Raw genomic sequence first — 25,653 nt, 5'->3', positions numbered from 1 at the left:
GCGGATTCCGGAACGAAACCGGCGCCGGCTGAGCCAAAGCACCTCGCGCCCCTGACTTGCGTGGCCCCGGCCGACGACGAGGAGATCTACCCCCGATGACCAGCCGACACGATGCCGACACCCGCCGCCTGGGCCGAACGATGGGCTTGCTTGCCACCGTGGCTTTTCTGGCGCTGGGCTGGGTCAGTTTCCACGGCGTGCTCGAGCGGCGCGATCACCCCAACCGGAACCTGGTGGTCGATCCCGGCGCCACGGAGCTGGTGCTCAGGCGCGATCGTGCCGGGCATTACCGCTTTCCGGGCCTGATCAATGGCCGGCCAGTGCGTTTCCTGCTCGACACCGGCGCCACGCACGTCGCGGTGCCCGCGCACCTCGTTGAAGCGCTGCAGTTGGTGCCCGGTGCCCGCGGCACAGCGATGACCGCAAACGGCCCAGTCGCCGTGCGCGAAACCTCAATCGCCGAACTTGCCTTTGGTACGTTCCGGCTGACGGGCGTCCGCGGCCACCTGAACCCCGGCATGAAGGATGACGAAGTGCTGCTGGGGATGAGTGTCCTGAAGCATCTGGATTTCGCCCAGCGCGGCGACGTACTGGTGCTGCGCCCTGCGCGGCCTGCCGCTGACACGCGGGGCGGGCGGACCTGAATGGGCCGCTGATCGCGCGAGAAGGCGTAAGGCCAGGCGCAGTGCCTGCCTGGTCGAACCCCTGATCCGCTGGCACGCCGACGGGCGCGCCCTGGCCACGCCAGCGTGCGCTACTGGCCGATCTCGCCTGTCGGCGCGATGGCGGGGGCCTGCATGGAAAGGCTCGGGCTCCCGGCGCTCGACAAGCGCACTTGCGCGGTGGGCAAGCGAGCCGGAACGTTCCGTCAGGTGGCCTCGGCGGATGCGTCGGAGGACGGGGTGGCCGGAGCGGCGTCGATGTCCGAGGCCACGATGGCTGGGGCGATCTCTGCAGGCGCTGGCGTATGACGTCGGGACTTCTTCAGCGCGCCGGTGTGCTCGAGCGCCGACAAGGCGCCGCCGTTGGCGAGCCACGCCACCACCCAACCGGGCTTGCGGCCGCGGCCGGACCAGCCTTGCGCGGGATTGTCCGGGTTCCGGTACTTGAAGGGCAACGGCGCCTTCTGATTCGGCGTCGGGGCCGCTTCAGCGCGCCGGCGTGCGCCCCGGGCCTGGGCGGGCGCGTCGACGGTGGTTCCGCCGAGCAGGTCTTCAAGGGTGACGCCTTCCTGTTCGGCGAGCTTGCGCATCCGCTTGAGGAGGTCGGCCTTCGTAGCTGAAGCGCGCTTGTCGATTTCCTTCGAAATCCGCACGTGAAGCTGCCTGAGTTGCGGGAGGGTGAGTTCGTCGAAGTCTTTCATTCGGGTGGCCGGGGGCGTGGTATGACGAAAGTGGAACATGATGCCACGCAGAGTGACCCAGGGGCACGCGGGGAAGACACGGGTGGCGCTTTGCGTGTCGGTCCCGCCCCCCACGGCTGCCGCGGGGTTTGCCTCCGATCGTGTCCCGGGAATGGTGTAAGAAGCGTCAGCAGAAGCGCCCGGCGGGTCATCGTCTCCGGTGATGCAGGCGCGCATGTCAGGCAGCGAGCGCAGGCAGGTGCACGCGGGTGGCACCAACGTCGTCGTGTATGTGAGCCAGCTCAAGGACGGCAATGCCGTCAACGTCAACGACCCTGACGGGCGGTTGACACACGATGAATCCAGTTGGACGCGCTGATCGGGCGCCTCTCCTGATGATGGGCGGGCTGGCCGAGACAACGCGACACGATCAGCCCGGCTGTGTGGCAATGGCCATGCATCCACGCCGTGTGGCGAATCAGGGGCAACACCTCTTCGCTGTTCGACCGAGGGGCGACGTTTTCGTGTAGGTCCGGTGCAACCTCGTCGCCGGCCACCCTTCCCGCCCGCGCTCCAGGACGGTCAGGAACGCCACGCAGCCGAATACCCGCCCGCGGGGCTTACCGATGATTTCGCGGACAACGCCCAAAGGCTTGATGTCTTGTTGACCGGGCGCGCGAAGCCCCGCCTTCTCCTGCGCCTGGGAGGCGTCGAGGAACCGATGAGTCTGGCGCCCCTCGAGGATGCAAGGGATTCTGCCCAAGGACCGAGCAGTCCTTGAGCCCCTGAAAAATCAGCCCGCTGGCGCCCTCACCCCAGGACTTATCCACAGTTTTTGTGGATAACCTCTCCTCGAGTCGAGGCTCGGTTGCATGGCGATCACGACGAAGGCGTGTCCGTGGTTCGCAGCGGGCACGCGAAGGCGACACCACGGGCCTCGGGCCCGACCTCAGGACGGATGTCATCGGCCATCTGGGATCCTGTTCAGCACCTCGAGGCGGCTTGATGCACGCGCGGGCGGCGTCAGGTGGGGGGATCGGCTGTGCGACAATCTGGCCTCCGTTTCAGCGATCAGACCCGCCCCGAATGACTACGCACCAAGCCCCGGAAATCTTCCAGATCCCGCTCGACGACCTCGATCCGGCAGGCCTGCCCCCGCGCGGCACGCCAGAATTCGAGCAGGCGGTGATCGGGCGCTATGCGCTCGACTGCCCGGCGAGCTGGCGGATCGAGGTGGTGAGCCTGGCGCTCGAGACGCGCCACGGCGTGTGGGTCGCCCAGGTGCCGATCAAGCCGAAAGGCATCAGCAAGAAGAAGCGCACGATCGGGGTGCCGGAGTTCCGGCATTACACCGAGGTGTAGGGCCGGTTCACGGATCTGCTGCCGGTGAAGGAAGGCAAGGGCGGGCCTTCCGGGACGCTGCACTAGGTTTCATTCCTGGTCGCGGATCGGCACGGCCCACCATTCCTGCGCGTGCTGCGCGATGGCCTCGAGGTTGCGGCTGTCGATCTGGAACCCGCGCAGCAGCAGCCCGCGCGGGGTCATGCGCAGCACCTGGACGTCGAAGAGTGGCGGCAGCAGTGGGCGCTTGGCCGCCGAGCCCCACTGTTCCCAGAGTTGCGCGGCGCGCAGCGGGCGCTTCTCGGCGGTGCCGATCGGGATGTCGCCTATGCTGAGGGTGCCGGTGATGCCGGGGTCGGCCAGGCACGTGTCGCGCGGGCGGCGTATTCCTTCGGCCATCAGTTGGACGACTCTAACGTACATGGAAAGACTGTAAAAAAATACAGTCTATTTTCGCTCATTGTGTCGGGCTTGGGGCGCTGCTCGAGCCCGTCGGCAGGAGGCTTCAGCAATGTGCGGTCGTTACGCGCTCTACGGTCCGGTCTCGCGCCTGCGCGAACGCTTCGAGGCCGATCCCGAAGGCTTCGAGTTCGAGCCGCGTTACAACGCGGCGCCGATGCAGTGGCTGCCGGTGGTGCGCCAGCGCCCGAGCGGCGAGCGGGTGATCCATTTGTTGCGCTGGGGGCTGGTGCCGTCGTGGGCGAAGGATGAGGCGATCGCGATCAAGCTGATCAACGCGCGCGGCGAGTCGGTTGCCGAGAAGCCGTCCTTTCGGGCGGCGTTTCGCCGCCGCCGCTGCATCGTGCCGGCCAACGGCTTCTACGAGTGGCAGCAGATCGCCGGCGAAAAGCAGCCGTTCTACATCCACCCGGTCGAGGGCGAGTTCTTCGGGCTGGCAGGGCTGTGGGAGCGCTGGACGCGCCCGGCCGACGGCGAGGAGCTCGACACGTTCACGATCGTCACCACCGAGGCCAATGCGGCGATGCGGCCGCTGCACGATCGGATGCCGGTGATCCTGGCGCCGGGGGATTACGCGGCGTGGTTGAGCGGGGCCACGCCGGCCGACCAGGTGCAGGGGCTAATGAGGCCGTGTCCGGAGGCAGGGCTCGCGGCGTATCCGGTTTCGCGGGCGGTGGGGAGCGTGCGGAACGACTCGCCGACGCTGATCCAGGCGATCTGAGCGGTTTTCCGGGCCTCGTCCACCCATCTCTCCCCGCTTCGAACGCCAGTTTGCGGCACGACGTCCGATTGCTCGGGCGAAAACCCCCTCTTTTCTGCGGATTCTCGCCGCGGCGCGGCGCCGGATCGCCGCTGGTCGAGAGCTTTATTTAATTAGTTTGTTTGTTTAGTACTTTGTTTAGTTTATAGTCTAGCCCCTGTTGAGGAGATCCCGCCATGCGTCCAGCCGAATACACCCCCGAGGAGATCGTCGCCGCCGGCGAGTCCATCCAGGCTGCCGGCCGCAACGTCACCGGCTTCGCCCTCCGGCAGAGGGTGGGGGGCGGCAACCCGTCGCGCCTGCGCCAGGTGTGGGAAGAGCATCTGGCGAGCAAGCAGGTCGCACAGGCGGAGCCCGTCGCCGAGTTGCCGGTCGAAGTCGCCGAGACGGTCGCTCAGGTCACCAGGGCGCTGACCGAGCGGATCGCCGCGCTGGCAGTCGAGCTCAATGACAAGGCTGTGAAGGCGGCCGAGCGCCGGGTGGCGGAGATCGTTCGTGCCGCTGGCGAGCAGCGCGAACAGGCCGAGCGCGAACTCGCGGACGCAGCGCAAACGGTCGACGACCTCGAGGACCGGCTCGAAGCCTCCAGAGCCGAGCGCGAGGCGCTACAGCAGCGCTTCGACCAGGTGTCAGCCGAGTCCCAGCGGCACAAGGTCGAGCTCGCCCAGTTGCGCGAGCGTCTGACCGCGGCGGAGAGGGCGGCGCAGACCGAGGCGGAACAGCACGCCGAGGCGTTGAAGGTGGCCGGCGCCCAGCTCGACGAGGTTCGGCAGGAACTCAGGCAGGCGGTAGTGGCCGTCGAGGGCCTGCGCGCCGAACTGGTGACGGTGAAGGCGACGGCCGAGGCCGCGGAGAAATCACACCAAGAGCACCGAAAGGACGCGGCCCGGGAAGCGCAGCGCTGCGCGGACAAGGTGGTCGCGGTGGAGAAGGCGCGCGACGAGCAGGCGAAAGTCGCTGTGGCCGCTCGGGAGCACACCGCCCGGCTCGCCGGCCAGCTCGAGGCGCTACAGGCGCAGAACGCGGCGCTGCTCGAGGCGATGGGCGCCCGGGGCGCGGGCGGTGCGTGATCCGGGGCGATTCCTGCAGTGGGGCTTCAGGGATGTCAGGTGATGATCGATGCCGCTGCAGCGCTGCAGCGCTGCGGTGCAGAGGGCGTTGCCGCGGCAAGCCGCTTCTGGGCTGCGCTCGAGACCCGGTCATCCTGGCGGCCCGATCGGCGGGTGGTGGTAGGCACCGGGCCATGCAAGCGCCGCACGGGCATGGCATGCTTTCGCACCGCAACTTTTCCGAAAAGGCGCGCGGGCGAGCCTTTCGACGCAGGCATCGTGTGATGGAAGACGCAACGCTTCACTGAGCGACACCATGGGCTACGCCGTCATCGGCGACGTGGACGGGCAGGCCGACAAGGTCGACGCCCTGCTGGCCAGGCTCGGCTATCGGCACACCGTCGACGGCTGGCGTCATCCGGGGCGCATCGCGGTCTTCGTCGGCGCACGCGGCGTGCGTCGATTGGTCGGCCAGCAACGGGGCCCGCTGGTCGCGTACCGCTGAGACGGCGAGTCCGTGCTGACCGACAGGCATTTGGTGAGCGTATGAAGGAAAAGGGTAAGCGTCCGACGATCGCCGTCTTGCCAGTTGTTCAGCAGTCCGGGTTGATCTCGTCGGTGAACTCGCCCTCATTCCATGCGCGGGCGATGGCGGCATCGAGGCGGGTCAGCAGCTGGTAGAGGGATTCACCATCGCGGCGCTGTAGCATCGCCAGGCAGTCGCTCTCGTCATTTGCCACGGCGGCACACTCCACCGGACCGAACGCGCCGAGCGAGATCTGGCCACCATTCGAGATCAGCCACTCCACGCTCTTGAGCGCTGCCAGCGGATCGGCGGCGGGATGCTTCATCAAGCGGCCTTCTGTTTGGGAGTCGCTGCCTTGAGTTCGACCTTCCACGGCAGCAGCTCATCGACGCGGTTCACCGGATACTCCGCGATGCAGGCGATTACGTGACGCAGGTAGGCCTCGGGATCGAGGCCGTTGAGCTTAGCCGTGCCGATCAGGCTGTAGATTGCCGCCGCACGCTCGCCTCCCGCGTCAGAACCCGCGAAGAGGAAATTCTTCCGCCCCAGGGCGACCGTGCGCAGCGCCCGTTCTGCGGCGTTGTTGTCGATCTCGATGCGCCCGTCGGTGCTGTAGCGCACGAGCGCCTCCCAGCGGGCGAGCGCATAGCGGATCGCCTCGGCCAGTGCCGATTTCTGCGAGAGTTGCTTGAGGGTGGCGTCGAACCAGGCGCGTAGCGCAACGAGCACAGGGCCGGCGCGCGCCTGCCGTTCCGCCCGGCGCAGTTCGGGCGGTTTGCCCCGAATCAACTCTTCCACCGTGTACAGCATGCCGATCTGCTTGAGCGCCTCAGCCGCCAGGGGGGAGGCCTGCGCTTTGTGCAGGTCGTAGAACTTGCGCCGCACATGCGCCCAGCAGGCCGCCTCCTGGATGGCCCCGCCCAGATAGAGCGGCGCGAATCCGGCAAAGGCATCGGCCTGCAGCACGCCCTTGAAGGGCGCGAGGTGGCGTTGCGGGTGTTCGCCCCGGCGATTGGGCGAGTAGGCGAACCACACGGCCGGCGGCGTCGCGTCGCCTGCGGGGCGGTCGTCGCGCACGTAGGTCCACAACCGACCGGTCCGGGTCTGGCCCTCGCCCGGCGAGAGCACCGGCACCGGGGTGTCGTCGGCGTGCAGCTTGGTGGCCGAGAGCACATGCTGGCGCAGCACCTGGACCAACGGACGCAGCAGCGCATTGCATTGCCCCACCCAATCGGCCAGCGTCGAGCGCTCGAGCTCGACGCCCTCTCGGGCATAGATAGCGCTCTGGCGGTAGAGCGGCAGATGATCGCAATACTTGGCGACCAGCACATGGGCGAGCAGCCCGGCGCCCGCCAGCCCCCGGGCGATCGGTCGCGCGGGCGCGTCCGCTTGCACGATCGTGTCGCAGCGGCTGCAGGCGAACTTGGGGCGCACATGACGGATCACCCGGAAGCTCGCCGGCACGTACTCGAGCATCTCGCTGACGGTCTCGCCCAGTTTCTTGAGCGTGCCGCCGCAGGCTGGGCAGTCACACGCTGAAGGCAGGTGCTCCTCGATGTCGCGGGGCAGATGCTCGGGGAGCGGTTTGCGGGACGGGGGCGCCTCGCGCGTGTCGGCTGGCGTCGCGGGTTCGGCCGGGGTCTCGGCACACACTGTTTCGAGCTCTTCGAGCGAGAGTTCGAGCTGGCCGAGCATCTCGTTCATCTGCTCCGAGCTGCGGCCGAACTGCATGCGGCGCAGCTTGGCGATCACCAGCTTCAGGTGCTCGATCTCGGCCGCCTGTTCGCTCACCTTCGCCCGCAGGGCGATGACTTCGTCAGGGGCGGAAACAGACGCGTTCGGCATGGCGACATGATACCGAAGCATGCCGCCAAATGCCGCTAAAAGACGCTCATCTACCGCTAGGCGGCCCGATTCGGTGCCGTTCTGACCGTGCGCCGCCAGTCGATGCCTTCGAGCAGCATCGACAACTGCGCCGCTGTCAGCGCTACGCTCCCGTGCGTGACCTGCGGCCAGACGAATTTGCCGTGCTCGAGCCGCTTGGCGAACAGGCACAAGCCGTCGCCGTCCCACCACAGCACCTTGATCCGGTCTCCGCGTCGCCCCCGGAACACGAAGATCTGGCCGCTGAAGGGATCGGTCTGGAGTTGAGTCTGCACAAGTGCGGCGAGTCCATCGAAGCCGCGCCGCATGTCGGTGATGCCGGCCGCGATCCAGATCCGCGTCCCAGAGGGCGGGACGATCATCGCAGCAGCACCGCCAGCACCTGCGCGAGCACCTGGGCGTCAGGACGTCCCTCGACGGTCAGCCGTGCGCCCTTGCGCTCGATCGTCAGCCGACCGAACGCGACCGCCGGGGGATCGAGCCTCTCCGTTGCGTCCAAGCCGTCGGTGTCGGTGAGGACGATCGGTACGAACGCAGCCGCGTCCAAGCGACCTTCGTGGTAGGCCTTGCGCCACGCGAAAATCTGGTTGGCGTTGATGTCGTGCTGGCGCGCGAGTCGCGACACGGAGGCGCCCGGCTGCAGCGACTGCTCGACAACGGCGCGTTTGAACTCGATCGTGTGGCGGCGGTACGGCCCGCGCGGGCCACGCTGCGGGCGTTGATCCAAGTTTGTGTCCATGAAATCCATTGTGGGCACAAAGTTGGGTGCCCCCTCCAAGGGGGTGATCGTCAGCGACGGCTACGCCGAAGGAAAGACGGCATTGGGCGGACGCTTACGGAAAAGGCCGCGCCCGTGCGGACGAGCCGCAGCGATCCGCTTCACATTGACGAGGTGATCGCCGGTGAGCAATGCGGCCGCATTGGGATCACGTTTTGCCCGGGCAAGACCGGCCCCAGCCTGTACGACTTCCGCTGGGAGCGGGATCTCGCGGTCGACCTGGGTGTGATCGTCGCGTGGGGCGCGCGCGCGGTGGTGACCCTTCTCGAGGAGCATGAACTCGCGCTGCTCGGCGTGCCCGAGCTCGGCGCCCAGATCCGTGCTCGCGGCCTCGATTGGCACCACCTGCCGATCCCGGACGTTCAGCCGCCCGGCGCGCGATTCGAGGCGGGCTGGCAGACGAGCGGTCCGGTGCTGTGCAATGCGTTGCTCGCCGGGCACCGGGTGCTGGTGCACTGCCGGGGCGGACTCGGGCGTGCGGGGACGGTCGCGGCCCGTCTCCTGGTCGAACTGGGAATGCCGGCGGTCGAAGCGATCGGGCGCGTCCGGTCGGCGCGACCCGGGGCGATCGAGACTGCTGAACAGGAACAATATGTCCTGAACCTGTCGCGCCGACGCGGCGCTGGGTCGTGACAAGGTGACGCCGATGGATTGGTTCGAACGCCTGATGGGGTTTCGCGAAGACGTCTATGTGTAGCGGCTTGCACTCGTAGCGCTCCCGGCTCGCAATCCAGGCCCGTTTCCTGCTCAGATTTTCTGCAACTGACCAGACCGCCAGGCTCACATTCCTTGCAACCCGGCTAGCAATCCGTCCGCCGAGCTCGCAATCCAGCGCCGCCGGCTCACGCTTTCTGCAACTGACCAGACTTGCTTTTTCTGCACAGGGGGTAGACCCAACACTCGTGTCATCAGCCGCTATTTCTATCGCGGGTCAGCGGTCGCCGCAGACCGGACAGCTGGCTCGGCTACAAACCGGTCGCGAACGACAGGTGACAGGAACGAAGCTCAGGGCGTGACCCGGCCACGCCCCGCCGTTTGGCCCGCAGATAGAGCTGCCGCTCGAACGGCCGCGCACTTGGGCTGCTGCCATTCGGTCAGTCCCCTGTCCGTTTTGTCCAAAGTACAGTAAGAAGGACGGGCTCGAAGCCGCGTTGTCGCTGAGGGTGGCGCCCAGCCGTTGGACAAAATGGTTCATTTTGTCTAATCACGCCGCGCCATGCCCCTAAACGACCCCGCATGGTCATGGCCCGACGACGCGGTGTTCCATAATGGCTCTATGCCGTTTCCCGCGAAGCTTAAGCCCGTGTTTCGTTTTAAATACTCTTCGAAGATGGCATATGTCGAAGAAATCCTCGCTATATCGACGTTGGTGGTGAGAACAGAAGCGGCCCGCGAACCTCAAGTTCTTTCGCCCCCTGCTCGATTCTCGGCACCGAAAAACCTTCTTCCGCCAGCTAAACCGCCTAGGGCCAGCAATCCCAAGGCCAGCGAAGACGGTTCAGGAACCGTATTCACGGCATTGGGGTCGGTCAGGCTGAGGTAATCAAGGTCGCCACCTATTTCCGCGTTGTCGAAAAGAACGGCAAGCGGATTGAGGTACTGAAATAGCAGTCCGAATCTTGCTAGTTCGAATTGGCTCAGATCAATCCCGGCAGTCGGTAATTGATCGCTGCTGAAGACCGTGCCTTCGTTGTCCTGCAACTGCAAGTGAAACCCCGTCGGCGTATAGCCATTCACACTCGTGCCAGTGGCAACTTCCGAATTCCACGATACAGAGTCGAGTCCTCCTAGATCGTTGCCTACCGCTACGCCGCCCGTGCCGCCAATACTTGCCTTGGTAAAGGTCATGCCGTTTATGGCAACGGTAAAGGCGGGTCCAGGCCCGAAGACGCCGCGCTGCGGGTTGGGATCGATGTCGACGGCGGTCGACTCGACGGTCAAGGATCCGTGGAAGCTGTTGCCGACATCGAAGGTCGGGCTCAGGAGTGGATCGGCGAAGTTCAAGGTGCCGCCAAAGTAGTACGTCACCTGACTGGCATGAGATGTGAACGGGAGGGCTATCGCCAGCGTCAGGACAAGGCCAAAACGATTGAAATTCAGCATGAGCGTCTCCTCTATCGAGCGATCCGGACGTAGGTTGAGCTGGTGTCGATATACGTACCGACGACTTTTTCATCGCTCTCCACGAACGAAACCAGCGCAGCGGCATGACTACCAATGGGCAGCGCGAGGCCCGCCGTGGCCAGTGAGGGCAGAATCCTCTCCGTCATCGTCTCTCTCCTTGTTGTTGTTGGAGTTCGCAGTTCCACTGCGCATAGATTTCAGCAAGCAATGAGAGTGCCAAATCAAAAGAGATATTTAAAAACAATGAAATAGTTACGAACGAGCTATTGCGGCGTCGGGTAGTGTAAAGCGAGCCGACATCGATACGAGCGCACCCCTGGTCGCGAACGGCCAGCTCACTTGGGCAAGAGCCACCCAGCCTTCGCCTCAGCGACCGGCGGGCCAGGGGTCGGATCCAGCCGTTCCTTCCCCGCGGGACCTTCGAGGCCTTCGGCCGCACCGCGCGCGACATTGGACAGTCGACGCCGTTTCGTCCAATGACACCGATCAGCCGCAGATGTGTCACACGGTGTGACACCGCCCATTTTCAGCCTGCGGTCGCGCGCATCGGCAGCATGCCTCGGCACCCCGGATAGCTGACACAGCCCCAGAAACGACCACGCTTGCTGTCGCGTGCCCTCATCTTGAGGCCGCAACTGGGACAGGTAGGGGTCGTCCAATCGCCCGTGGTGGCGAACTCGAGCAACGCCTGGCGTTGCGACTCGGGCAAGCGCTCGAGCATCGCGAGAAACAATCGGCCGTCGAGCAAGGTGATGCGGTTCTCCAGCGCGAACGCCTTGGCGTCGTCGGTGAACCCGTTGGGTGCCATGAAGAAGGCTTTCTCGACCTTCTCGTGCGCCATCACCCCCCGCAGCTCTCGCACCGGCTTCACGCCCACGGCCTGATTCCACGCCTTGCACTGCACGACCGCCGTGCAGCGCTGGGGATCGGCGTCGTCCTGAAAGAGGCGGATGTCGATGCCACCGTCCGCCCCCAGACGGGTGGTCTCAGCACGAATGCCTTTTACCCGGTAGAACTCGCAGCACAGATCCTCGAAGCGCTTCCACTCGATGCGATCGATGACCTCTCTTGACCACGCAGTCGGTCGTGCCGAGGGCGTATCCGCAGGAGACGGCTGCCGCGTCCCGGACAGCAGTTCCCTGTCGAGATCGGAGAGCGGCGCACTGGTGACTACTGTGGTGGGCTCACGCCACTCGACACGAGAGGGTATGGCGGTAGAGGGAGGCGCGGCGGTGCGTTGTTTCAGGAAACGGAACAGCGCGATGACGCCGAAGACGGCTGCCATCAACCATGCCAGCGGGCTCAACATCAGTACGAGGCCACCGAGTACCCGGCTTCCTCCGAACAGGGCCGGAATGATGACAGTCGCCGCCAAGGCGCAAACGGCAGCCATCCCCGCTGCAACTTTCCAATCCGATGTGGCGGCAATCTCGATCAGGCCAGGCTCGCGCCTGGATCTTCGGTAACGACGACTCATTGTTCCTCGACCATCCTTATTCCATCTGAAGTGCTTCGCCTGCCCGCTCGCTCGACAGCGCCTTCATCATGACATCAGCACGGAATATCCGCCGTGAATTCCTAACAGGTTGTTGATTTAGCCAGATCCGAGCACTGGCAAGGCTTTCCCGGACGTTACAATACGATCTGCATTACCACTCCAATTGTTCCGATGCGCGGCACTGACCATAAACAAAGCCCCCTGTTCAGCTACGTCAATCTCGAGGATCGAATTCCCCGAGACCACCCGCTGCGTCGCGTGAAAGTGCTCGCCGATCTGGTTTTGCGTTCGATGTCTGCGCATTTTGATGCGCTCTATGCCGAAGGCGGACGCCCCTCGATTGCGCCGGAACGATTGCTGCGGGCCTCGCTGCTGCAATGTCTGTTTTCGATCCGCTCGGAACGGGCGCTGGTCGAACATATCGACTTCAACATGATGTACCGCTGGTTCGTCGGGCTGACGCTGGACGAGGCGATCTGGGATCACTCGACGTTCTCGGCCAACCGCGAGCGCCTGCTCAAGGAGAGCGTGATGCGCGAGTTCTTCGGCGGCGTGGTGGCGATTGCCGAATGGGTCGAGCTGGTGTCCGATGAGCATTTCAGCGTCGACGGCTCGTTGCTGCGGGCGTGGGCCTCGCACAAGAGCATGGCCGCGCGCGACGGCTCGGATGAGCCACCCGGACCCGGTGAGGGGCGCAACCCCGAGGTCGATTTCCGGGGCAAGAAACGCTCGAACGCAACGCACGTTTCGCGCACCGACCCTGATTCGCGGCTCGCGAGCAAGGGCGGCGGTATGGCGTTTCTGAGCTACACCACGCATGCACTGGCCGAGAACCGGCACGGGCTGATCGTCGATGTGCACACGACTCCAGCCACCGGGACCGCCGAACGTGAGGTCGCGCTGGTCATGGTCAAGCGCAGCGTCAAGCCGGCGAGCGGGAGCCGCAAACCCACCGTCGCTGCAGATCGGGGTTACGACACTGCCGAATTCGTGAGCACCCTGACGGCACTGGGGATTACCCCGCACGTAGCGGCCAAGACCCAAAGCAGCTCCGTGCCCGAGCACATCAAGGCCACCGAAGGCTACGCGGTCAGTCTGCGTCGTCGAAAGATGATCGAGGAAGCCTTCGGCTGGGTGAAGGACATCGGCACGCTGCGCCGTTTGATGGCACGCGGCCTGGACAAGATTCGCGCGCATGCGCTGCTCAATTTCGCCGCGTACAACCTGACGCGATTGGGCAATTTGTTGGCGTCGTAATTCGTTGGCGCTCGCGCGCCATTCGAAGTGCGGCATGGGATAGGAAACAACGTCTTTGCAGCGACGGGAGCGCTGCTGAATTGCGGTAGCGGAATCGGCTCGAAAAACGGCTGGAAAGTGCTTCATGCCAAACCACGCCCGGGTTCTTCAGCGTCGATTTTTCCCAGCCAAGCTGGAAACCGAAGGTGTCGGTTCAATTTTCAACACCCTGCTAGACGCCCGCAGGAAACGTCAAGCGTTCAATGACGGATCGAAGCGATGCAACAGCACGTATAAATTCGCATTGGCTGTCGTCGCGCATATCCTGCCGGTCGCACTCAGGGCCCTCCTTCCTGAGACGATCGGTGTCGACGTCGCGATCATCGTCCCCGGTTCCCCGTGGGCGATCTGATGGCACTATGCTTTCGTCGTGAGTTGGTGAGGTGCGCAAGGCAATGCCTGCACTCCGTGACTCAACTTTCGAAACGCTCATGATCGATGGGGGATGTCCATGAGTCGGCCCCGGGTCTTTCTATCTGCGGTCAGCGTGGAGCTGCGCAGCGCACGGCAGAGGGTGGCCCGCACGGTCCGCACGCTCGGCTACGACCCGGTATCGCAGGATGATTTTCCGACCGGCTATGGCGAGTTGCGCCAATGGCTGCGCGAGCAGATCGATGGCTGTGAGGGGATGATCCAGCTTGTGGGCGACGCGTATGGCGCTGAGCCGCCCGACGCTGATCCCGAGTTCGGTCGAGTTTCGTACACCCAGTTCGAGCTGCTTCATGCCCATAGAAAAGGGAAGAAGACCTGGGTCGTCCTCATCGGCGACCATTGCTCGCGCGACCATGCCACCTCGGAACTTGATCTTCCTGAGAATGCAGCAGGTCTCGAGCCAGCTGCCGTCCAGAACTGGCAGGCCGAACGGCGCAAGCTTCAGCAGGCCTATCTCGACTGGCTCGTTCGTGAGAACCACCTGCGCCACACGGCCACCGACGACACCGCGCTCGAGAACATCATCCTCAAGCTGCGCGACGAACTCGCTAAACTGCGTCGCACGGACGAGATCCGGCAGCACAGGCTGTGGAAGGCCGTCGTCGCCGTCTTGATTGGGCTGCTGATGCTGAGTGGGGGTGGCTGGTGGGCGACCCAACACCTGACGACCACCGTGCAACAAGCCGCCGTCGTGGATGCAGAGAAAATCCGCGCCCATCTGCTCACGACCATCGAAGAAACCCATCGCCAGGAGTTGGCCGAAGCCGAAACGGCCAGCGACTGGCGCGAACGGCAGAAGCGGCGCGAGGCAGCCGACGCTGCCCACGCCATGTGGCGGATGCGGGTCGATGAACTCGCCACTTCGTTTGCAGAAATCGAGGCGCGGGGCGATTCGACCAGTGTTTTCCGGGAACTGAGCCGAATCCTCGCCGAGCAAGGCGTCGATGAGGCGATCGCCTACATGGCGGCACAGAAGACATCCATCCTTCAGTCGGTGCGCACTCGTGCCGCAGCCGTCCGTGAGCGTAACCGCAGCGAACTTGAGCCGCTACTGCGCACCGCCGAACTGTATGGAACGAAAGGGGCGTATGTCGAAAGCAGGGCACTGTATGCCGAGATCCTCGATGTCGAGCCGGACTGGCCTCAAGCGCTGCACGCAGCATTCTGGTTTCACATCGAACAGGGCAATCGGGCGCACATCTACTCTTCGATAGCCGATGCCCAGCGGGAATACGTGGCGGGCGATTCTCTAGTACGACGTTTGACCGAGTTAGAGCCGGCCAACACCGAGTGGCAACGCGACCAGTTGGTGAGCCACAACAAGATCGGCGACGTGCTGGTGGCGCAGGGCGACGGTGAGGGGGCGCTGGTGGCGTATCGCGAGGGTCTGGAAATCGCCAGGACGCTGACAGGGCGAGATCCGGGCAACACCCAATGGCAACGCGACCTGTCGTTGAGTCATGACAGGGTCGGCGATGTGCTTGCGGTGCAGGGCGACGGACTTGGGGCTTTGACTGCGTATCGTAAGACCCAGACGATCGCGGAGGCGTTGGCTAGGCGCGACCCGGGCAATACGAAGTTGCAACGCGATGTGGCGGCAAGCTACACAAGCATCGGCGACGTGCTGGTAGCACAGGGCAACAGGGTGGAGGCGCTCGCGGCGTTCAGAAGGAGCCTGTTAATCGCCGAGACACTGGCCGAGAGTGAGCCGACCAACACGAGGAGGCAGCATGACGTGGCGGCCAACCACCAGAGAATCGGCGATGTGCTGTTAGCGCAAGGCGACAGAGCAAATGGTCTAGCAGCGTATCGCAAGGCACGAGCGATCGCCGAGAGGTTGGCTGAGCGGGATCCGACCAACACAGAGTGGAAGCACGCTCTTGCTGTTAGTTACCAGAGGATCGGCGACGTGCTAGTCGTACAAGGCGACAGCGGAGGTGCGCTGGCGGAGTACCGAAAGGCCTTGGCGATCGGCCAGGGGTTAATCGACCACGATTTGGCCAACACGAAGTGGCAGCAAGACGTTGCAGCTAGCCACGCACGCGTCGGCGACGTGCTGGTGGCGCAGGGTGACAAGGGAGATGCGCTGGCGTCGTACCGCATGGCCTTGGCGATCAGTGAGGCGCTGGCCAGACGCGACCCGGCGAACCTGGGGTGGCAGCACGCCTTGGCGATTAGCCACCAGAAGATCGGCGACGTGTTAGTTGCACAAGGCGACAGCGGAGGGGCGCTGGCGTCGTACCAAATGGCCTTGGTGATCGCTGAGGCGCAGGCCCGAGGTGAACCGGCAAACATGGAGTGGCATCGCGCCTTGGCAGCCAGTCACCAGAGAATCGGCGATGTACAGGTTATGCGGTGCGATAGGGCGGGGGCTCTGGCAGCGTTCCGCAAGAGCCTCGAAATCGCTGAGGCGCTCACCGGTGTCGATCCGGCCAACATGCAGTGGAAGCGTGACACGGCGGTCCTACACCAGAGGACCGGCGATGTGCTGATGGCTCAAGGCGACGGGGCGCAGGCGCTGGCGGCATTCCAAAAGAGTCTGGAGATCCACGAGGCGATAGCCACGCGGGATCCGGCCAACACACAGTGGCAGGTCGATGTTGCTGTAGCGTGCGGGAAGCTCAGCAACCATAAAGCGTTACCCGTTGCGGAGCGGCGTGAGCTTCTACTGCGGGGCCGCGAGATTCTGCAGGAACTCAACCGGGAGGGACGGCTGCATCCCAATCAGGACCATGTTGCAATGTTCGATGCCGCGCTGGCGACGCTGCCGTTGCCATAGCGGCGCCGGCTGCCCGATGTCGTTGCATGCTGATAGCTGTTATTGGACAGTCCGTGCCGTTGTGTCCAATGCGGACTGGTGCCACCGTTCCGCCAGCCGCCCGTACGCGGTTTGCACACAGGACAACGATGCGGCGCTCGCGCGGACAGGGCGTCCGTCTCCAGTCTCGCACTCCGCGCAGGTCGCTGCCGATCCGCGCGCACGCGGCGGCGTCCCACACCGGCACCGCCGTTTAAGCGTTTAAACTTTCTACCCAGTGCCTGCGGGTGAGGCGGCTTCTTCGCTCCCGAATCGCCCAGGTTGAGCACCCATGCTCGTACCCGTCGTCCGCCTGTCACCGCGGTCATCTACCCCCGGCGCACAGCTCAGGGCGCTGCAAAAAATGCAATCGCCTTAACGTGCTTTGTTTTCCGTTTTCTGAGACGAACCCTACTGGAGTTTATTTAATTAGCCAGTTGAAGAAGGCGACGGAACGTCGAACACGAGCACCGTGACGGTGAGCTCCCGGTTCCGGTCGCCCGGGTGGTGGAAGACGTACCGGAAGCCGCTCTCGTGCTTCCAATCGACGGTCCTTTTCCAGTACTGGTGCGCTTCAGTCCGTTCCCTTACCCCGTCGAGGACGGTCGACGTCGACGTCCCGCGGTTGAATACCAGGATCGCGGTTTTCGCGTCCCGCCAGGACGAGTAGCCGAGGAGTTGGTCGATGGTTTCCGCGTAGTGCTTCGGCCCCTTCCAGAACTTGCACTCGGCGATGAACACGTTCCGACCGGTCTCGCGCAGGAGGACGTCCGTCTTCCCGCCGGCGTTGAAGGTCTCGCCGGTCGCTCGCCCCTCGAACTGCCCGTTGAGCTGGACGAGGAAGTGGTCGCGGAGAGCCTCTTCGCCCATATGGGCGAACGAGGACGGGCTCCGTTCCATGACTTGAACCATGTTCTGTACGACCGAAAGCACGTGCTCGTAGTGTTCGGCGTCGAGGACCGGCTCCGGCTCGTACGGGACGGAGGCCGCCGGGGGCAGGGTCGGGACGATCCTCCTCCGCACGTCCGGTATGGCATACGTCGAAGGGGCTCCCGCCCTTTTCTTGAGCGGGATCCCGAGCGCCGCGACGCGGCCCTGGTTGGCGAGCAGCCGGGCACGGCGGTTCGAGACCGCCGTCTCCGCCTCGTAGGGGAGGCTCCGGTTGTATTGGTCCGCTTCGCCGCGGATCCGGGAGAGGTTCTGCTCGATTTCGGCGAGGGAACGGTCAGTTTCCGACCGGACGTCCCGCTCTTGTTCATGCGGAATCTCGAACGAAAGGAGAAGCGACCGTCCCCGGACGGCGGCCCGGGGAGGGGAGAGCGAGAACTGGCTCGGACGGATGTAGAAGAGCTCCGGATCCCCGTCGAACGGCACTTCGACGTCGATCCTCTGGCCGGGGACGTAGAAGGGCCGGCTCCGGTCGCTGATCCAGCGGTTCTGATCCCCGCTGACGTCGATTTTTGTTTCGGACTCTTCCGCGCTCCATTCGTCCCGGCGGAGGGCCGGTGGGTCGAGGCGGTACTTCTCCGCCAGGTAGGCGGCGAGATCGGCCGGCGCCGTGTTGAGGAGCCGGTTCGCGTCGATTGACTCGACCTCGTCCCGGAGCCTCTTCGCGAGTTTTGCCGTCAGGTCGCTGAGGCCTTGGGAGGAGAAGAGGAGTCCGGAGGACTTGTCGGCGTATCTGAACATGAAACCGGTTGTGGTGATGTCGTAAGAAAGGAATCGCGCTCCGTCTTCAGGCCGCCTTTTTCCCTTTGTACGGAAGCTGGAGTTCTTCGACGTCGAGAGTGAAATCCAAGGGAATTTGGATCGGCGCCTGCGCAGGGTTCTTGTCGTTGTAAACGTCGACGTCCGTATGCCCATTCCGCGACTGCGTGCGGATCAAGCAGGCCGCTCCCGTCGACTTCCTTCTGGTATCGCTCGAGATAGGCCTTAACTTCGTTGGCGTAAGCGGACATTCTTCCTCCTTCATCCTATTCCGAAAAGGAACCCCATCCGTCCGAGTCGGCGGCTTGGAGCGCGAAGTCCCGAACCTTCACCTGGTGTTTCCTTAGAAAATCGTGCCGCTTGAGACGGCGCTGGAGCTGGCCTACGACGAGGCCGGGATGCACGTTGATACGCTGCGCGAAGAGCAAGACCTTCTTTTCGGAGAAGTACGGCTGGACGCGGGCGACGAAATCGTCGAGCTGTCCTTTCTGTACGCAGAAGTCGGCCCCTGCTTCGTTCGCTCGTCCCTCGCACTCGGCGATCCCGTCCGTTTCGCTGCCGAGGTCCGAGTCGATGAGCACGTCCGCGTCAGCCTTCCCGTCTTCACGGAGCACGTGTTCGATCTCGTGTCGGAGCACGAACCAGAAGTTGTCGATGCGATCGAACCTGAGAGTCATACCGATGACGGGCTTCTCGTCGTCGAGCCAGAATGTGGCCCCGTCGATCTTCGACCCCGGCATGGCTTCTACGAAAACCAGCCGGACGCCAGCCTCCGCCAGGATCCGCGGTGCGTGGCGCGCCTCTTCCGGTGCGAGGAGGAGGGCTTTCAGCTTTTCGACGGCAGCGGCCAGCTTCTCCCTGGAATACGCGGGGACGACCTGTTTCTCGGCCAAAGTCCGGACGCGGAACAGCCAAGCCATCTGCAGGGGCGTGGCCTCGAGGTGCGCGTGCGTCTTCTTCGCGTTATGGACAAGCTCGGGCTGGACGCTGACGTCCGGAATCCGGAAAAAATCGCAGAAACGAGCCTCCAGGACTTCGACGCTCTCGCTGGCCTGGACCCAGCCCCGCCGGATCATTTCCCTGACGGGGAACCTGCCGTACAGGGCGGCTTTCCTGGCGACGATGCCGTCCTCCGTCTTCACCTTGGAGAGCTGGTACTGGCTTTCCAAGGACATCCAGTAGTCGGGCGACGTCCCGAAAGCTTCGGCCAGCCCCTTAGCGGTTTCCGGGGTGACAGCGCGCTTTCCGGAAATGAGCTCGCTGATGAGGCGCGGGGGGCGCCCCATGATTTCCGCGAGCTCCTGCTGGCTCCAGTCCCGCGCCTCCAACTCCTCGCGCAGGAACTCTCCTGGCGGGAATACTTCCGCGGGTACTCGTGCGTTCATGATTTCCCCCACCTATTAGTGATAATCGACGATTTCAACGATGCCGACGACCTTGCAGGGGTGTTCGCCCCTGATCTCCAGGACGAGCCTCCACTGTTTGTTAAGTCGGATCGAGTGCTGTCCCTCCCTGTCCCCTTTGAGCTTCTCGAAGTGCAAGGCTTTCAGCGCGTAGAAGTCGCGCTCGTCTCGGAACGCGCGGATCTGCTGCATCCGCCTCCGGTAGGCGCTCACGATTTCCTGAGGGTGCCCGGCGGTGAACTGGGCGTCGGTTTCGAGCCTGTCAAGGTCGTCGTCGTCGAACTCAACTTCCATAGTGTGGAGTTTATCCCTTGAATTATAAAAGTCAATTCCATGATTACACATGGTGTAAAGATGGACAAAGGCATTTATTATTTCAGGGGCCGCGGGGAGGTCCGGAACGCCCCTACCTCCAGGGAAGAGGGTCGCAGGCCACGTTTAGCGACCGCCCGACCAGGTCGTGAAAGATGCCGAGCACCGGGTTGGTACCAGCGATAGGTTCGGACGGTCCGTAGATGAGCGCGTAAGTCGCTGATCAGACGAGGCGCGCTCCGGCGGCGGCGGTCGCCACCGCGATTTTCTGGTGCGTGGACATGGTTGGGGGTTAGTTGATACGTCTCTCAGACTCCGCCCATGCCTTCGATGAACGTGTCGATGAACGCCCGGATTTTCTCCGCGACGCGCTGGAGGATCGACTTCCGCTCGAGGATCTTCGGCTTGTAGGTCAGCGTCCCGACGATCTCCTGCTCACGCGGGAGCCGGTTTGCAAACGCGTAGGTCCCCAGGATCTTCTGGAGACCGTCCGGGTCGATGTTCTCCTCCTGGCAGAGCTTCCCGAACGCCTCCTTCTGCTTGCCGTCCCAGAATCCCTCGAACGCCCCGATGACGTCCTCTTCGGGCTTCAGCTTCGGCAAGTTCTCCTCGATGAACGCTTGGATGAGTTCCTTCTTGCTGCGGAGATTCACGTCGCCGGCGAGGACTTCGAGGATCTCCTTCTTCCGCTTGGTCGCCTCCTCGGGGAGAGCTTCTTCAGCGAGACGAGGAGGTTGAGGATGTAGGCGACGTTGATCTCGTCACGGTGGATGAGGCTCAGCTCGAAGTCGACGTCCTCGAGGACGGACGTCTTCTCCGGGTCCTTCGACTTCTTCACCGCGTCGTGGAGGTCGAGGTACTTGCTCTTGTAGTCCTCGAACTTCTGCGGTTCGAGCGTCAGGTCGGCGTCCTTGAACTCGGCGAAGGTCGTGAGCACGTTCTTCAGGCGCATCAGCTCCCGGAACTTGGTGACGAACGCGAGCTGGGCGTCCTCGTCCGGAAGGTCGTCCACGCTGCCGACGGTCGGGGCGATGGTGAGCAGCTCGATCGACGCCTTGTTGAACTTGGCGACGTAGTCCTCGTACGGCTCGACGAGCACCGTTTCCTTGGCGTCCTTGTTCGAGAAGAGCGCGATCGCCTCGTCGGTGGCCTTCTTCAGGTTCCGGAAGCAGACGATGTTGCCTTGCGATTTCCGATCGTTCAGGATCCGGTTGGTCCGTGAGAAGGCCTGGACGAGGCCGTGGAACCTCAGGTTCTTGTCGACGTAGAGGGTGTTCAGGCGGGGGCTGTCGAAGCCGGTGAGGAACATGTTCACCACGAGGAGGACATCGATCTTTCCTTCGCGTACGCGCTTGGCGATGTCCTGGTAGTAGCCGTAGAACGACTGGCTGTCGTTCGTGGAGTACTGGGTCCCGAAGGCCGCGTTGTAGTCAGCAATGTAGGCGTCGAGCTTGTCGCGGCTGCTCTGATCGATCTTGGCGCCGGTCGGGACGTCCGGGCTTTCCTCCGGCAGCAGGCCGTTGGCCAGCGGGTTCTCCTCGTTGGCAGCGTAGCTGAAGATTGTCGCGACCCGCAGAGGGTTGGCCACGTCCTTCTGCTTCTCCTTGAACGCCTCGTAGTATTTGCACAGAACCTCGACGCTCCCCACGCAGAACATGGCCGTGAAGTCCGGGCGTTTCGTCTTCTGCGCGTGGTGCGCCAGGACGTAGTCGACGATCTTCCCGATCCGCTGCGGGCTCTCGAGGATCTCCTTGCGGTCGATGTCCTCGACCTCGATGTCCAACGCGTTTGCGCCTTCCTTCTTCTGGTACTTGCCGACGTACTCGACTGAGAACCGGAGGACGTTCTCGTCCCTGATGGCGTCGACGATGACGTACTTGTGCAGGCACTTCCCAAACAGGTCCGCCGTCGTCCTCGTGAGCCCGGCCGTGACGTTGGCGTTGTCGGCGAAGATCGGCGTGCCGGTGAAGCCGAACATCTGGGCCTTGGTGAAGAACCTCCGGATGTTCTGGTGAGTCTCGCCGAACTGACTCCGGTGGCACTCGTCGAAAATGAAGACGACCTTGCTGTCCTTCAGGTGCCCTATCTTCCCGAGGTAGCGTTCCTTCAGGACAGCGTTGTTGAGCTTCTGGATCGTCGTGACGATGAGCTTGCACGAGTCGTCGTTGAGCTGTTCGACCAGGTGGCGGGTGTTCGCCGTGCTGTCGACGCTGCCCTTGGAGAAACCGTTGAATTCCCGGGCGGTCTGGTAGTCGAGGTCCTTCCGGTCGACCACGAAGAGGACCTTGCTGACCTTCGGGAGGCGCTGGATGATCTGGCTGGCCTTGAACGAGGTGAGCGTCTTGCCCGACCCGGTCGTGTGCCAGACGTACGCGTCTTCATCGCTGTTCTTGATCCGGTCGACGAGGCCCTCCACCGCGTAGAACTGGTACGGGCGGAGCACCTTGAGGACGCCGCTCTCGGTAATCACGACGTAGTGCGTGATCATCTTCGCGACGTGGCAGGGCTTCAGGAACGTGCCAGCGAACTCAGACAGGTCGGAAATCCGCTTGTTTTCGGCGTCGGTCCAGTAGAACGTCTGCTGGAACGCCTGGTGCTTGTTGTTCGAGAAGTACTTGGTGTTGACGCCGTTGCTGATCACGAAGATCTGCACGTACTGGAAAAGGCCGTGGCCGGCGTCGTACGACTCGTGCTGGTAGCGGTTGATCTGGTGGAACGCGAGCTTGAGTTCCGCCCCGCGCCGCTTCAGCTCGATCTGGACGAGTGGCAGGCCGTTGATCAGTATCGTGACGTCGTAACGGTTCTTCCGTTTCCCCTCGGCGCTGACCTGGTGCGTGACCTGGAACTCGTTCATGCACCATTCGTCGCAGTTCAGGAAGCTGACGTACAGGGTTTCCCCGCCGTCGCGCTTCAAGACGAACTTGTCCCGGAGGATCTTCGCCCTTTCGACGACCGTGCCCGTGTTCAGGTGGCTCAGGATCCGCTCGAACTCCTCCGCCGTGAAAGACACGCCGCCGTTGTGCTTCTCGAGCTGGCGCTTGAGATTCGCGAGCATGGCGGGTTCGTTGTCGACCGCGATGCGCTCGTACTCGAAGCCTTCGAGCTGCTTGAGGAGGCGTTCTTCCAGGAGGTATTCGGACTGGGTCGTCATGGACGGTTTTTCTTATTGGATGAACATATTCCTGAGGATACCTTGCTTGTACCGCTTCGCAGATTCGAGCTGGGACTCGGCGCAGGCGATCTGGGCGTCCAGGGCGAAGAGGAAGCCGGCGATCTTGGTCTGTTCTTCGGGGCACGGATACGCTACCTCGCCGGATGAAACCACTCCCCAGTCGGCCCTCGGCATCTTCGATCCAGACGAGATCTGCGCGGTCGTCATGAAGCTCTCGGATTGAACGAGGTAGAACAAGAAATCGTTCGTCACCTTCTTGCCGTTCAGCACCCATATCTCGGTGGAGCATGCGCCATCGAAGGGTGCCTTCAGATACTTCCGGAGGTACGGCCGGAGCTTTCCGAACAACACGTCTCCAGCGGCGAACCGGTTCTTGACGCTTCTCTGTAGCTTTGAATCGACGTAGCCCAACAGCCGCCCCGTCTCCTGTGAGACGTGTTCGAGTTCGACGCAGCGTAACGCCTCGGCCGAAGTATCTGGGTCGTACTTCCAGTTCCGCAGTTCCGCCACCTCGCCAAAAGATGACTCCTGCCAATCGGGAAACTCACACCCCGCGGCGTCCTTGAAGCGAACATCCTGGGCGAAGAGCTTCCGGATGACGCCCTTCTTGTACTTGGTCAGCCACTCGTAACGGGCTCTGAGTTGGGCGATGCGCTCGTCGACGGCCAACAGGAAGGTGGCGACTTTTCTTTGTTCTGGAGGAGAGGGGAGGGCGATCTTGAGGCTCTCAAATTCCTTCTGTCCGAGGGTCTTGTTGCGACCGGCCCCGCCTGGGGAAGCGAGCTCGAGAAGCTTCTTGCCTTTGTGGGTCAGAAAAAGCCGGAGGATGAATTCCGGCTCTGCCAAGAAATCTTTGGCCACGTACATCGGGAACCGGTGCGAGGCTACCATCCCTTCCTCGCGGTCGGTCGTGACGGCTACAGCCTGCTCCTGCAGATTCCATTCTTCATGATCAAGCAGTCCAACGACATGATCTCGCTGATTGATGGTCATGATCAGCGGCTTTGAGGGGTGCGCTTGGGTTCGCTGAGTTCTTGGCAAAATAGTCTGATCCCTGATGTGCGATGTGGTAACGCTGCGAAGGGCGTAGCCCGAAGCAGCGTTACCACATCGCACCCCCCTTGATGTGACTTGCTCGGCGACTGCTCCGGGGAATCGTGGGAACTCTTCTCGGGCATAGGCTGGAATCGACAGTCCGGTACCTCGGTATCGAGGTCGACGATGCCTTGGAGATCTCTGAGCAGATCGAAATCTGATCGTGTCCCGGCGGCTGCCCGAAGAAAGCCTTCAACGCGACGGGCGGCTGCTTTCCGGCGGGATGCTGGAAGGGTCGTATCGGCCATCACCAGCCGTTGGAGATCCAGCCAGGATTTCCCTCGCTGGATGGTCGTAGATGACCGGTTTACGGCAACCAACCTGAACCCTGTCTTGGCTCGACCCGGCCAGGACCTGCCGGTGGCGATTTTTCCCAAAAGCCGCCCCTGATCTGGACTATGCACCAGTGAGCAGCCATTCGCCTACCGATGCCGGTTTTCGCGGACGAGGGGCAGCCTTTCCTGGTGCCTCCGGCCATTGCAGAGGTGTTTGGCGAGGTAAGTACTCGGTCAGTTTCGGTCGCTGGGTGGCTGAAAACCAACTGACGACGAACGACAGAAAACGCTTTGCGAAGCTGTCGATCCCGACGGAAGGTACTAAGACAGCACCTCGATCAAGGACGAAAGTGTCGCAACCGACCTCCAGACGCCATCGCCAAGCGGATCTAAACGAAATCGCGCGCCTTTTTGAGACAAGTCACCGGGGTGTAAGAAATGCGGGGTAACTAAACGATGCTGTTCGGATTCTCGATGATCTGCTGGTAGACGAGGCTCTTGATAATCATGCGGTCGCTTGCCTTGAGGTTTCGAAACTCCATTCCGTGTCGAAACATCTCTTCGGTTCCCTCCCGGTTCAGATCGTCACTTCGCACCACATTCAACAACAGGGCTTCGACGCTCAGGGGCGTGTCCACATCGTGGAGCGTCGCCTCGAAGTCCAGACGAAGTGCATCGCCCGTCGCGCCCAACGCTTTGCTGGCTACGAGCAGCGCCCCCGTAGAGCTCATGTTCTCGATAAGGGCAGATTCACCTTCTCCTTGGCCTTCCGCGGGTACAAAGGCCGTGACGGCAAGCTCGATGCGCACCCGAGTGGATTTGCGAATCATGCGCCCATGCACGACTTCGGGAAACGACAGGTGCAGGTAATCAAAGGGCACCTGGCATGCTCTGAGAACGGAGCTCCGGAATGCAAACGCGCTTTGCCGCGAAAAAACGCGGATTGTAAGGATCTCGTTCTCCAGGATGTTAAGCCGCTTGCCGTTCTTGGAGGACGCAGTGACGATCAGGCTGATGCCCTCCACATACCCCACTACACGAACGAAGACGCGTCCGATTCCCGAGGGCGCAGGACACTCGACCTGCAACCAGTCTCCAACGACCAAATGCATGTCGTCGAAGCCGAAGATGGCCGGTTCGGTGCTCGGTGGTTTTCCGATCGGAATGCCGGCTTGCGGCGACGAACTCACCAAGGAATCAGCATCCACGTCGTCATTCGAGTTGCTTCCACGCACGTTTTGGCTCATCGCCTTACATCTCCCTCTACCAATCGCAATTACAGCTTTTTGCAAACCCTGAAGGATCGCCGGCCGGGCGACAACGGCCGCAACGTTCCTTGCCGAGATCCGCGCGAGGGCACCCGAGGCACCGGTGATCGTCGTGTCGGGTGACGTCGGCGAGGA

26 protein-coding genes and 2 pseudogenes are annotated in these 25,653 nt (G+C 63.1%); 12 read left to right on the top strand and 16 right to left on the bottom strand.

What is annotated here, in order from left to right; all coding sequences use genetic code 11:
• The first annotated feature begins 95 nt into the window (after positions 1-95).
• Positions 96-644, top strand: coding sequence for a retropepsin-like aspartic protease family protein (locus CCZ27_RS22825; protein WP_096453038.1), 549 nt, complete (start codon positions 96-98; stop codon positions 642-644).
• Between the two features lie 224 nt (positions 645-868).
• Here CCZ27_RS22825 and CCZ27_RS22820 read toward each other — a convergent pair whose 3' ends face one another.
• Positions 869-1,363 (bottom strand): H-NS histone family protein, encoded by a 495-nt coding sequence (locus CCZ27_RS22820; RefSeq protein WP_096453037.1) that lies wholly within the window; start codon positions 1,361-1,363, stop codon positions 869-871.
• Between the two features lie 214 nt (positions 1,364-1,577).
• On the opposite strand from CCZ27_RS22820, the gene CCZ27_RS22815 reads away from it, so the two are divergent.
• Together CCZ27_RS22815 and CCZ27_RS24475 are read left to right on the top strand one after the other, a co-directional pair.
• Entirely contained in the window at positions 1,578-1,721 is a 144-nt protein-coding gene (locus tag CCZ27_RS22815) for a hypothetical protein (RefSeq protein ID WP_198363388.1), read from the top strand.
• Between the two features lie 707 nt (positions 1,722-2,428).
• Positions 2,429-2,704 carry a hypothetical protein gene (locus CCZ27_RS24475; protein WP_232516701.1) on the top strand — a complete coding sequence of 92 codons (276 nt, stop codon included), beginning with the start codon at positions 2,429-2,431 and terminating at the stop codon, positions 2,702-2,704.
• A 69-nt stretch (positions 2,705-2,773) separates the two neighbouring features.
• Here the strand turns inward: CCZ27_RS24475 and CCZ27_RS22800 are convergent, their stop codons facing one another.
• Positions 2,774-3,106, bottom strand: coding sequence for a hypothetical protein (locus tag CCZ27_RS22800; RefSeq protein WP_096453033.1), 333 nt, complete (start codon positions 3,104-3,106; stop codon positions 2,774-2,776).
• 88 nt (positions 3,107-3,194) lie between these two features.
• Between CCZ27_RS22800 and CCZ27_RS22795 the strand changes: the two genes are divergently transcribed.
• The 4 genes from CCZ27_RS22795 to CCZ27_RS22785 all read left to right on the top strand — a co-directional run bounded on the left by CCZ27_RS22795 (position 3,195) and on the right by CCZ27_RS22785 (position 5,456).
• Positions 3,195-3,863 carry an SOS response-associated peptidase gene (locus tag CCZ27_RS22795; protein WP_096453031.1) on the top strand — a complete coding sequence of 223 codons (669 nt, stop codon included), beginning with the start codon at positions 3,195-3,197 and terminating at the stop codon, positions 3,861-3,863.
• Positions 3,864-4,078: 215 nt separating this feature from the next.
• A complete protein-coding gene (locus tag CCZ27_RS22790) occupies positions 4,079-4,972 on the top strand; it encodes a DNA-binding protein (RefSeq protein WP_096453029.1) in 894 nt (297 codons plus the stop codon).
• A 42-nt stretch (positions 4,973-5,014) separates the two neighbouring features.
• Entirely contained in the window at positions 5,015-5,236 is a 222-nt protein-coding gene (locus CCZ27_RS23850) for a hypothetical protein (protein WP_157748702.1), read from the top strand.
• Positions 5,237-5,267: 31 nt separating this feature from the next.
• Positions 5,268-5,456, top strand: a complete 189-nt coding sequence (locus CCZ27_RS22785) for a hypothetical protein (RefSeq protein ID WP_198363387.1) — start codon at positions 5,268-5,270, stop codon at positions 5,454-5,456.
• Positions 5,457-5,544: 88 nt separating this feature from the next.
• On the opposite strand, the gene CCZ27_RS22780 is transcribed toward CCZ27_RS22785, so the two are convergent.
• From CCZ27_RS22780 to tnpA, 4 genes are read right to left on the bottom strand one after another with little or no spacing between them, the layout of a single operon-like run.
• Positions 5,545-5,802 carry a hypothetical protein gene (locus CCZ27_RS22780; RefSeq protein WP_096453027.1) on the bottom strand — a complete coding sequence of 86 codons (258 nt, stop codon included), beginning with the start codon at positions 5,800-5,802 and terminating at the stop codon, positions 5,545-5,547.
• Complete coding sequence (gene tnpC / locus CCZ27_RS22775) at positions 5,802-7,322, bottom strand: IS66 family transposase (RefSeq protein WP_096453025.1); 1,521 nt, start codon at positions 7,320-7,322, stop codon at positions 5,802-5,804. Before tnpC ends, CCZ27_RS22780 begins: the two co-directional genes overlap by 1 nt.
• 56 nt (positions 7,323-7,378) lie before the next feature.
• A complete protein-coding gene (gene tnpB / locus CCZ27_RS22770; RefSeq protein ID WP_096453023.1) occupies positions 7,379-7,723 on the bottom strand; it encodes an IS66 family insertion sequence element accessory protein TnpB in 345 nt (114 codons plus the stop codon).
• Entirely contained in the window at positions 7,720-8,088 is a 369-nt protein-coding gene (gene tnpA, locus CCZ27_RS22765) for an IS66-like element accessory protein TnpA (RefSeq protein ID WP_232516700.1), read from the bottom strand. The genes tnpB and tnpA overlap by 4 nt, the downstream gene beginning before the upstream one ends.
• A gap of 126 nt (positions 8,089-8,214) precedes the next feature.
• Between tnpA and CCZ27_RS22760 the strand changes: the two genes are divergently transcribed.
• The gene (locus CCZ27_RS22760; RefSeq protein ID WP_232516699.1) at positions 8,215-8,772 is read left to right on the top strand and encodes a cyclin-dependent kinase inhibitor 3 family protein; all 558 of its coding nucleotides are present in this window, start codon (positions 8,215-8,217) and stop codon (positions 8,770-8,772) included.
• A 765-nt stretch (positions 8,773-9,537) separates the two neighbouring features.
• Here CCZ27_RS22760 and CCZ27_RS22755 read toward each other — a convergent pair.
• The 3 genes from CCZ27_RS22755 to CCZ27_RS22750 all read right to left on the bottom strand — a co-directional run bounded on the left by CCZ27_RS22755 (position 9,538) and on the right by CCZ27_RS22750 (position 11,740).
• Positions 9,538-10,242 (bottom strand): PEP-CTERM sorting domain-containing protein, encoded by a 705-nt coding sequence (locus CCZ27_RS22755; RefSeq protein WP_096453019.1) that lies wholly within the window; start codon positions 10,240-10,242, stop codon positions 9,538-9,540.
• Positions 10,243-10,253: 11 nt separating this feature from the next.
• Complete coding sequence (locus tag CCZ27_RS23845; RefSeq protein ID WP_157748701.1) at positions 10,254-10,409, bottom strand: hypothetical protein; 156 nt, start codon at positions 10,407-10,409, stop codon at positions 10,254-10,256.
• A 380-nt stretch (positions 10,410-10,789) separates the two neighbouring features.
• Entirely contained in the window at positions 10,790-11,740 is a 951-nt protein-coding gene (locus tag CCZ27_RS22750) for a restriction endonuclease (RefSeq protein ID WP_096453017.1), read from the bottom strand.
• Positions 11,741-11,932: 192 nt separating this feature from the next.
• Here CCZ27_RS22750 and CCZ27_RS22745 point away from each other — a divergent pair, with 192 nt between their 5' ends.
• The 3 genes from CCZ27_RS22745 (at position 11,933) to CCZ27_RS22740 (ending at position 16,268) form a co-directional block, all read left to right on the top strand.
• Complete coding sequence (locus CCZ27_RS22745; RefSeq protein ID WP_096453015.1) at positions 11,933-13,018, top strand: IS5 family transposase; 1,086 nt, start codon at positions 11,933-11,935, stop codon at positions 13,016-13,018.
• A 124-nt stretch (positions 13,019-13,142) separates the two neighbouring features.
• Positions 13,143-13,409, top strand: coding sequence for a hypothetical protein (locus tag CCZ27_RS23840; RefSeq protein ID WP_157748700.1), 267 nt, complete (start codon positions 13,143-13,145; stop codon positions 13,407-13,409).
• Between the two features lie 93 nt (positions 13,410-13,502).
• The gene (locus tag CCZ27_RS22740; protein WP_096453013.1) at positions 13,503-16,268 is read left to right on the top strand and encodes a tetratricopeptide repeat protein; all 2,766 of its coding nucleotides are present in this window, start codon (positions 13,503-13,505) and stop codon (positions 16,266-16,268) included.
• A gap of 447 nt (positions 16,269-16,715) precedes the next feature.
• Here CCZ27_RS22740 and CCZ27_RS22735 read toward each other — a convergent pair whose 3' ends face one another.
• The 6 genes and pseudogenes from CCZ27_RS22735 to CCZ27_RS22710 form a co-directional block, all read right to left on the bottom strand.
• On the bottom strand, positions 16,716-17,975 hold the full coding sequence (locus CCZ27_RS22735) for a hypothetical protein (RefSeq protein WP_096453011.1): 1,260 nt from the start codon (positions 17,973-17,975) through the stop codon (positions 16,716-16,718).
• Between the two features lie 46 nt (positions 17,976-18,021).
• On the bottom strand, positions 18,022-18,171 hold the full coding sequence (locus CCZ27_RS22730) for a hypothetical protein (RefSeq protein WP_232516698.1): 150 nt from the start codon (positions 18,169-18,171) through the stop codon (positions 18,022-18,024).
• Between the two features lie 88 nt (positions 18,172-18,259).
• Positions 18,260-19,378 (bottom strand): HigA family addiction module antitoxin, encoded by a 1,119-nt coding sequence (locus tag CCZ27_RS22725; RefSeq protein WP_096453009.1) that lies wholly within the window; start codon positions 19,376-19,378, stop codon positions 18,260-18,262.
• A 15-nt stretch (positions 19,379-19,393) separates the two neighbouring features.
• Positions 19,394-19,690: a type II toxin-antitoxin system RelE/ParE family toxin gene (locus tag CCZ27_RS22720; protein WP_096453007.1), complete on the bottom strand. Its 297-nt coding sequence runs from the start codon at positions 19,688-19,690 to the stop codon at positions 19,394-19,396.
• Between the two features lie 326 nt (positions 19,691-20,016).
• Positions 20,017-22,859: pseudogene (locus tag CCZ27_RS22715) on the bottom strand (type I restriction endonuclease subunit R).
• Between the two features lie 12 nt (positions 22,860-22,871).
• Complete coding sequence (locus CCZ27_RS22710; protein ID WP_096453005.1) at positions 22,872-23,873, bottom strand: restriction endonuclease subunit S; 1,002 nt, start codon at positions 23,871-23,873, stop codon at positions 22,872-22,874.
• Between the two features lie 161 nt (positions 23,874-24,034).
• Between CCZ27_RS22710 and CCZ27_RS24470 the strand changes: the two are divergent.
• Positions 24,035-24,136 (top strand): annotated as a pseudogene (locus tag CCZ27_RS24470) (tyrosine-type recombinase/integrase); the annotation flags it as partial.
• A gap of 563 nt (positions 24,137-24,699) precedes the next feature.
• Here the strand turns inward: CCZ27_RS24470 and CCZ27_RS22705 are convergent.
• Positions 24,700-25,497: a flagellar brake protein gene (locus CCZ27_RS22705; RefSeq protein WP_096453003.1), complete on the bottom strand. Its 798-nt coding sequence runs from the start codon at positions 25,495-25,497 to the stop codon at positions 24,700-24,702.
• Positions 25,498-25,653: the final 156 nt, after the last annotated feature.

It is taken from the genome of Thauera sp. K11 (genome assembly GCF_002354895.1).
GTDB lineage: Bacteria > Pseudomonadota > Gammaproteobacteria > Burkholderiales > Rhodocyclaceae > Thauera > Thauera sinica.
This window is presented reverse-complemented; position numbering and strand designations above follow the sequence as displayed.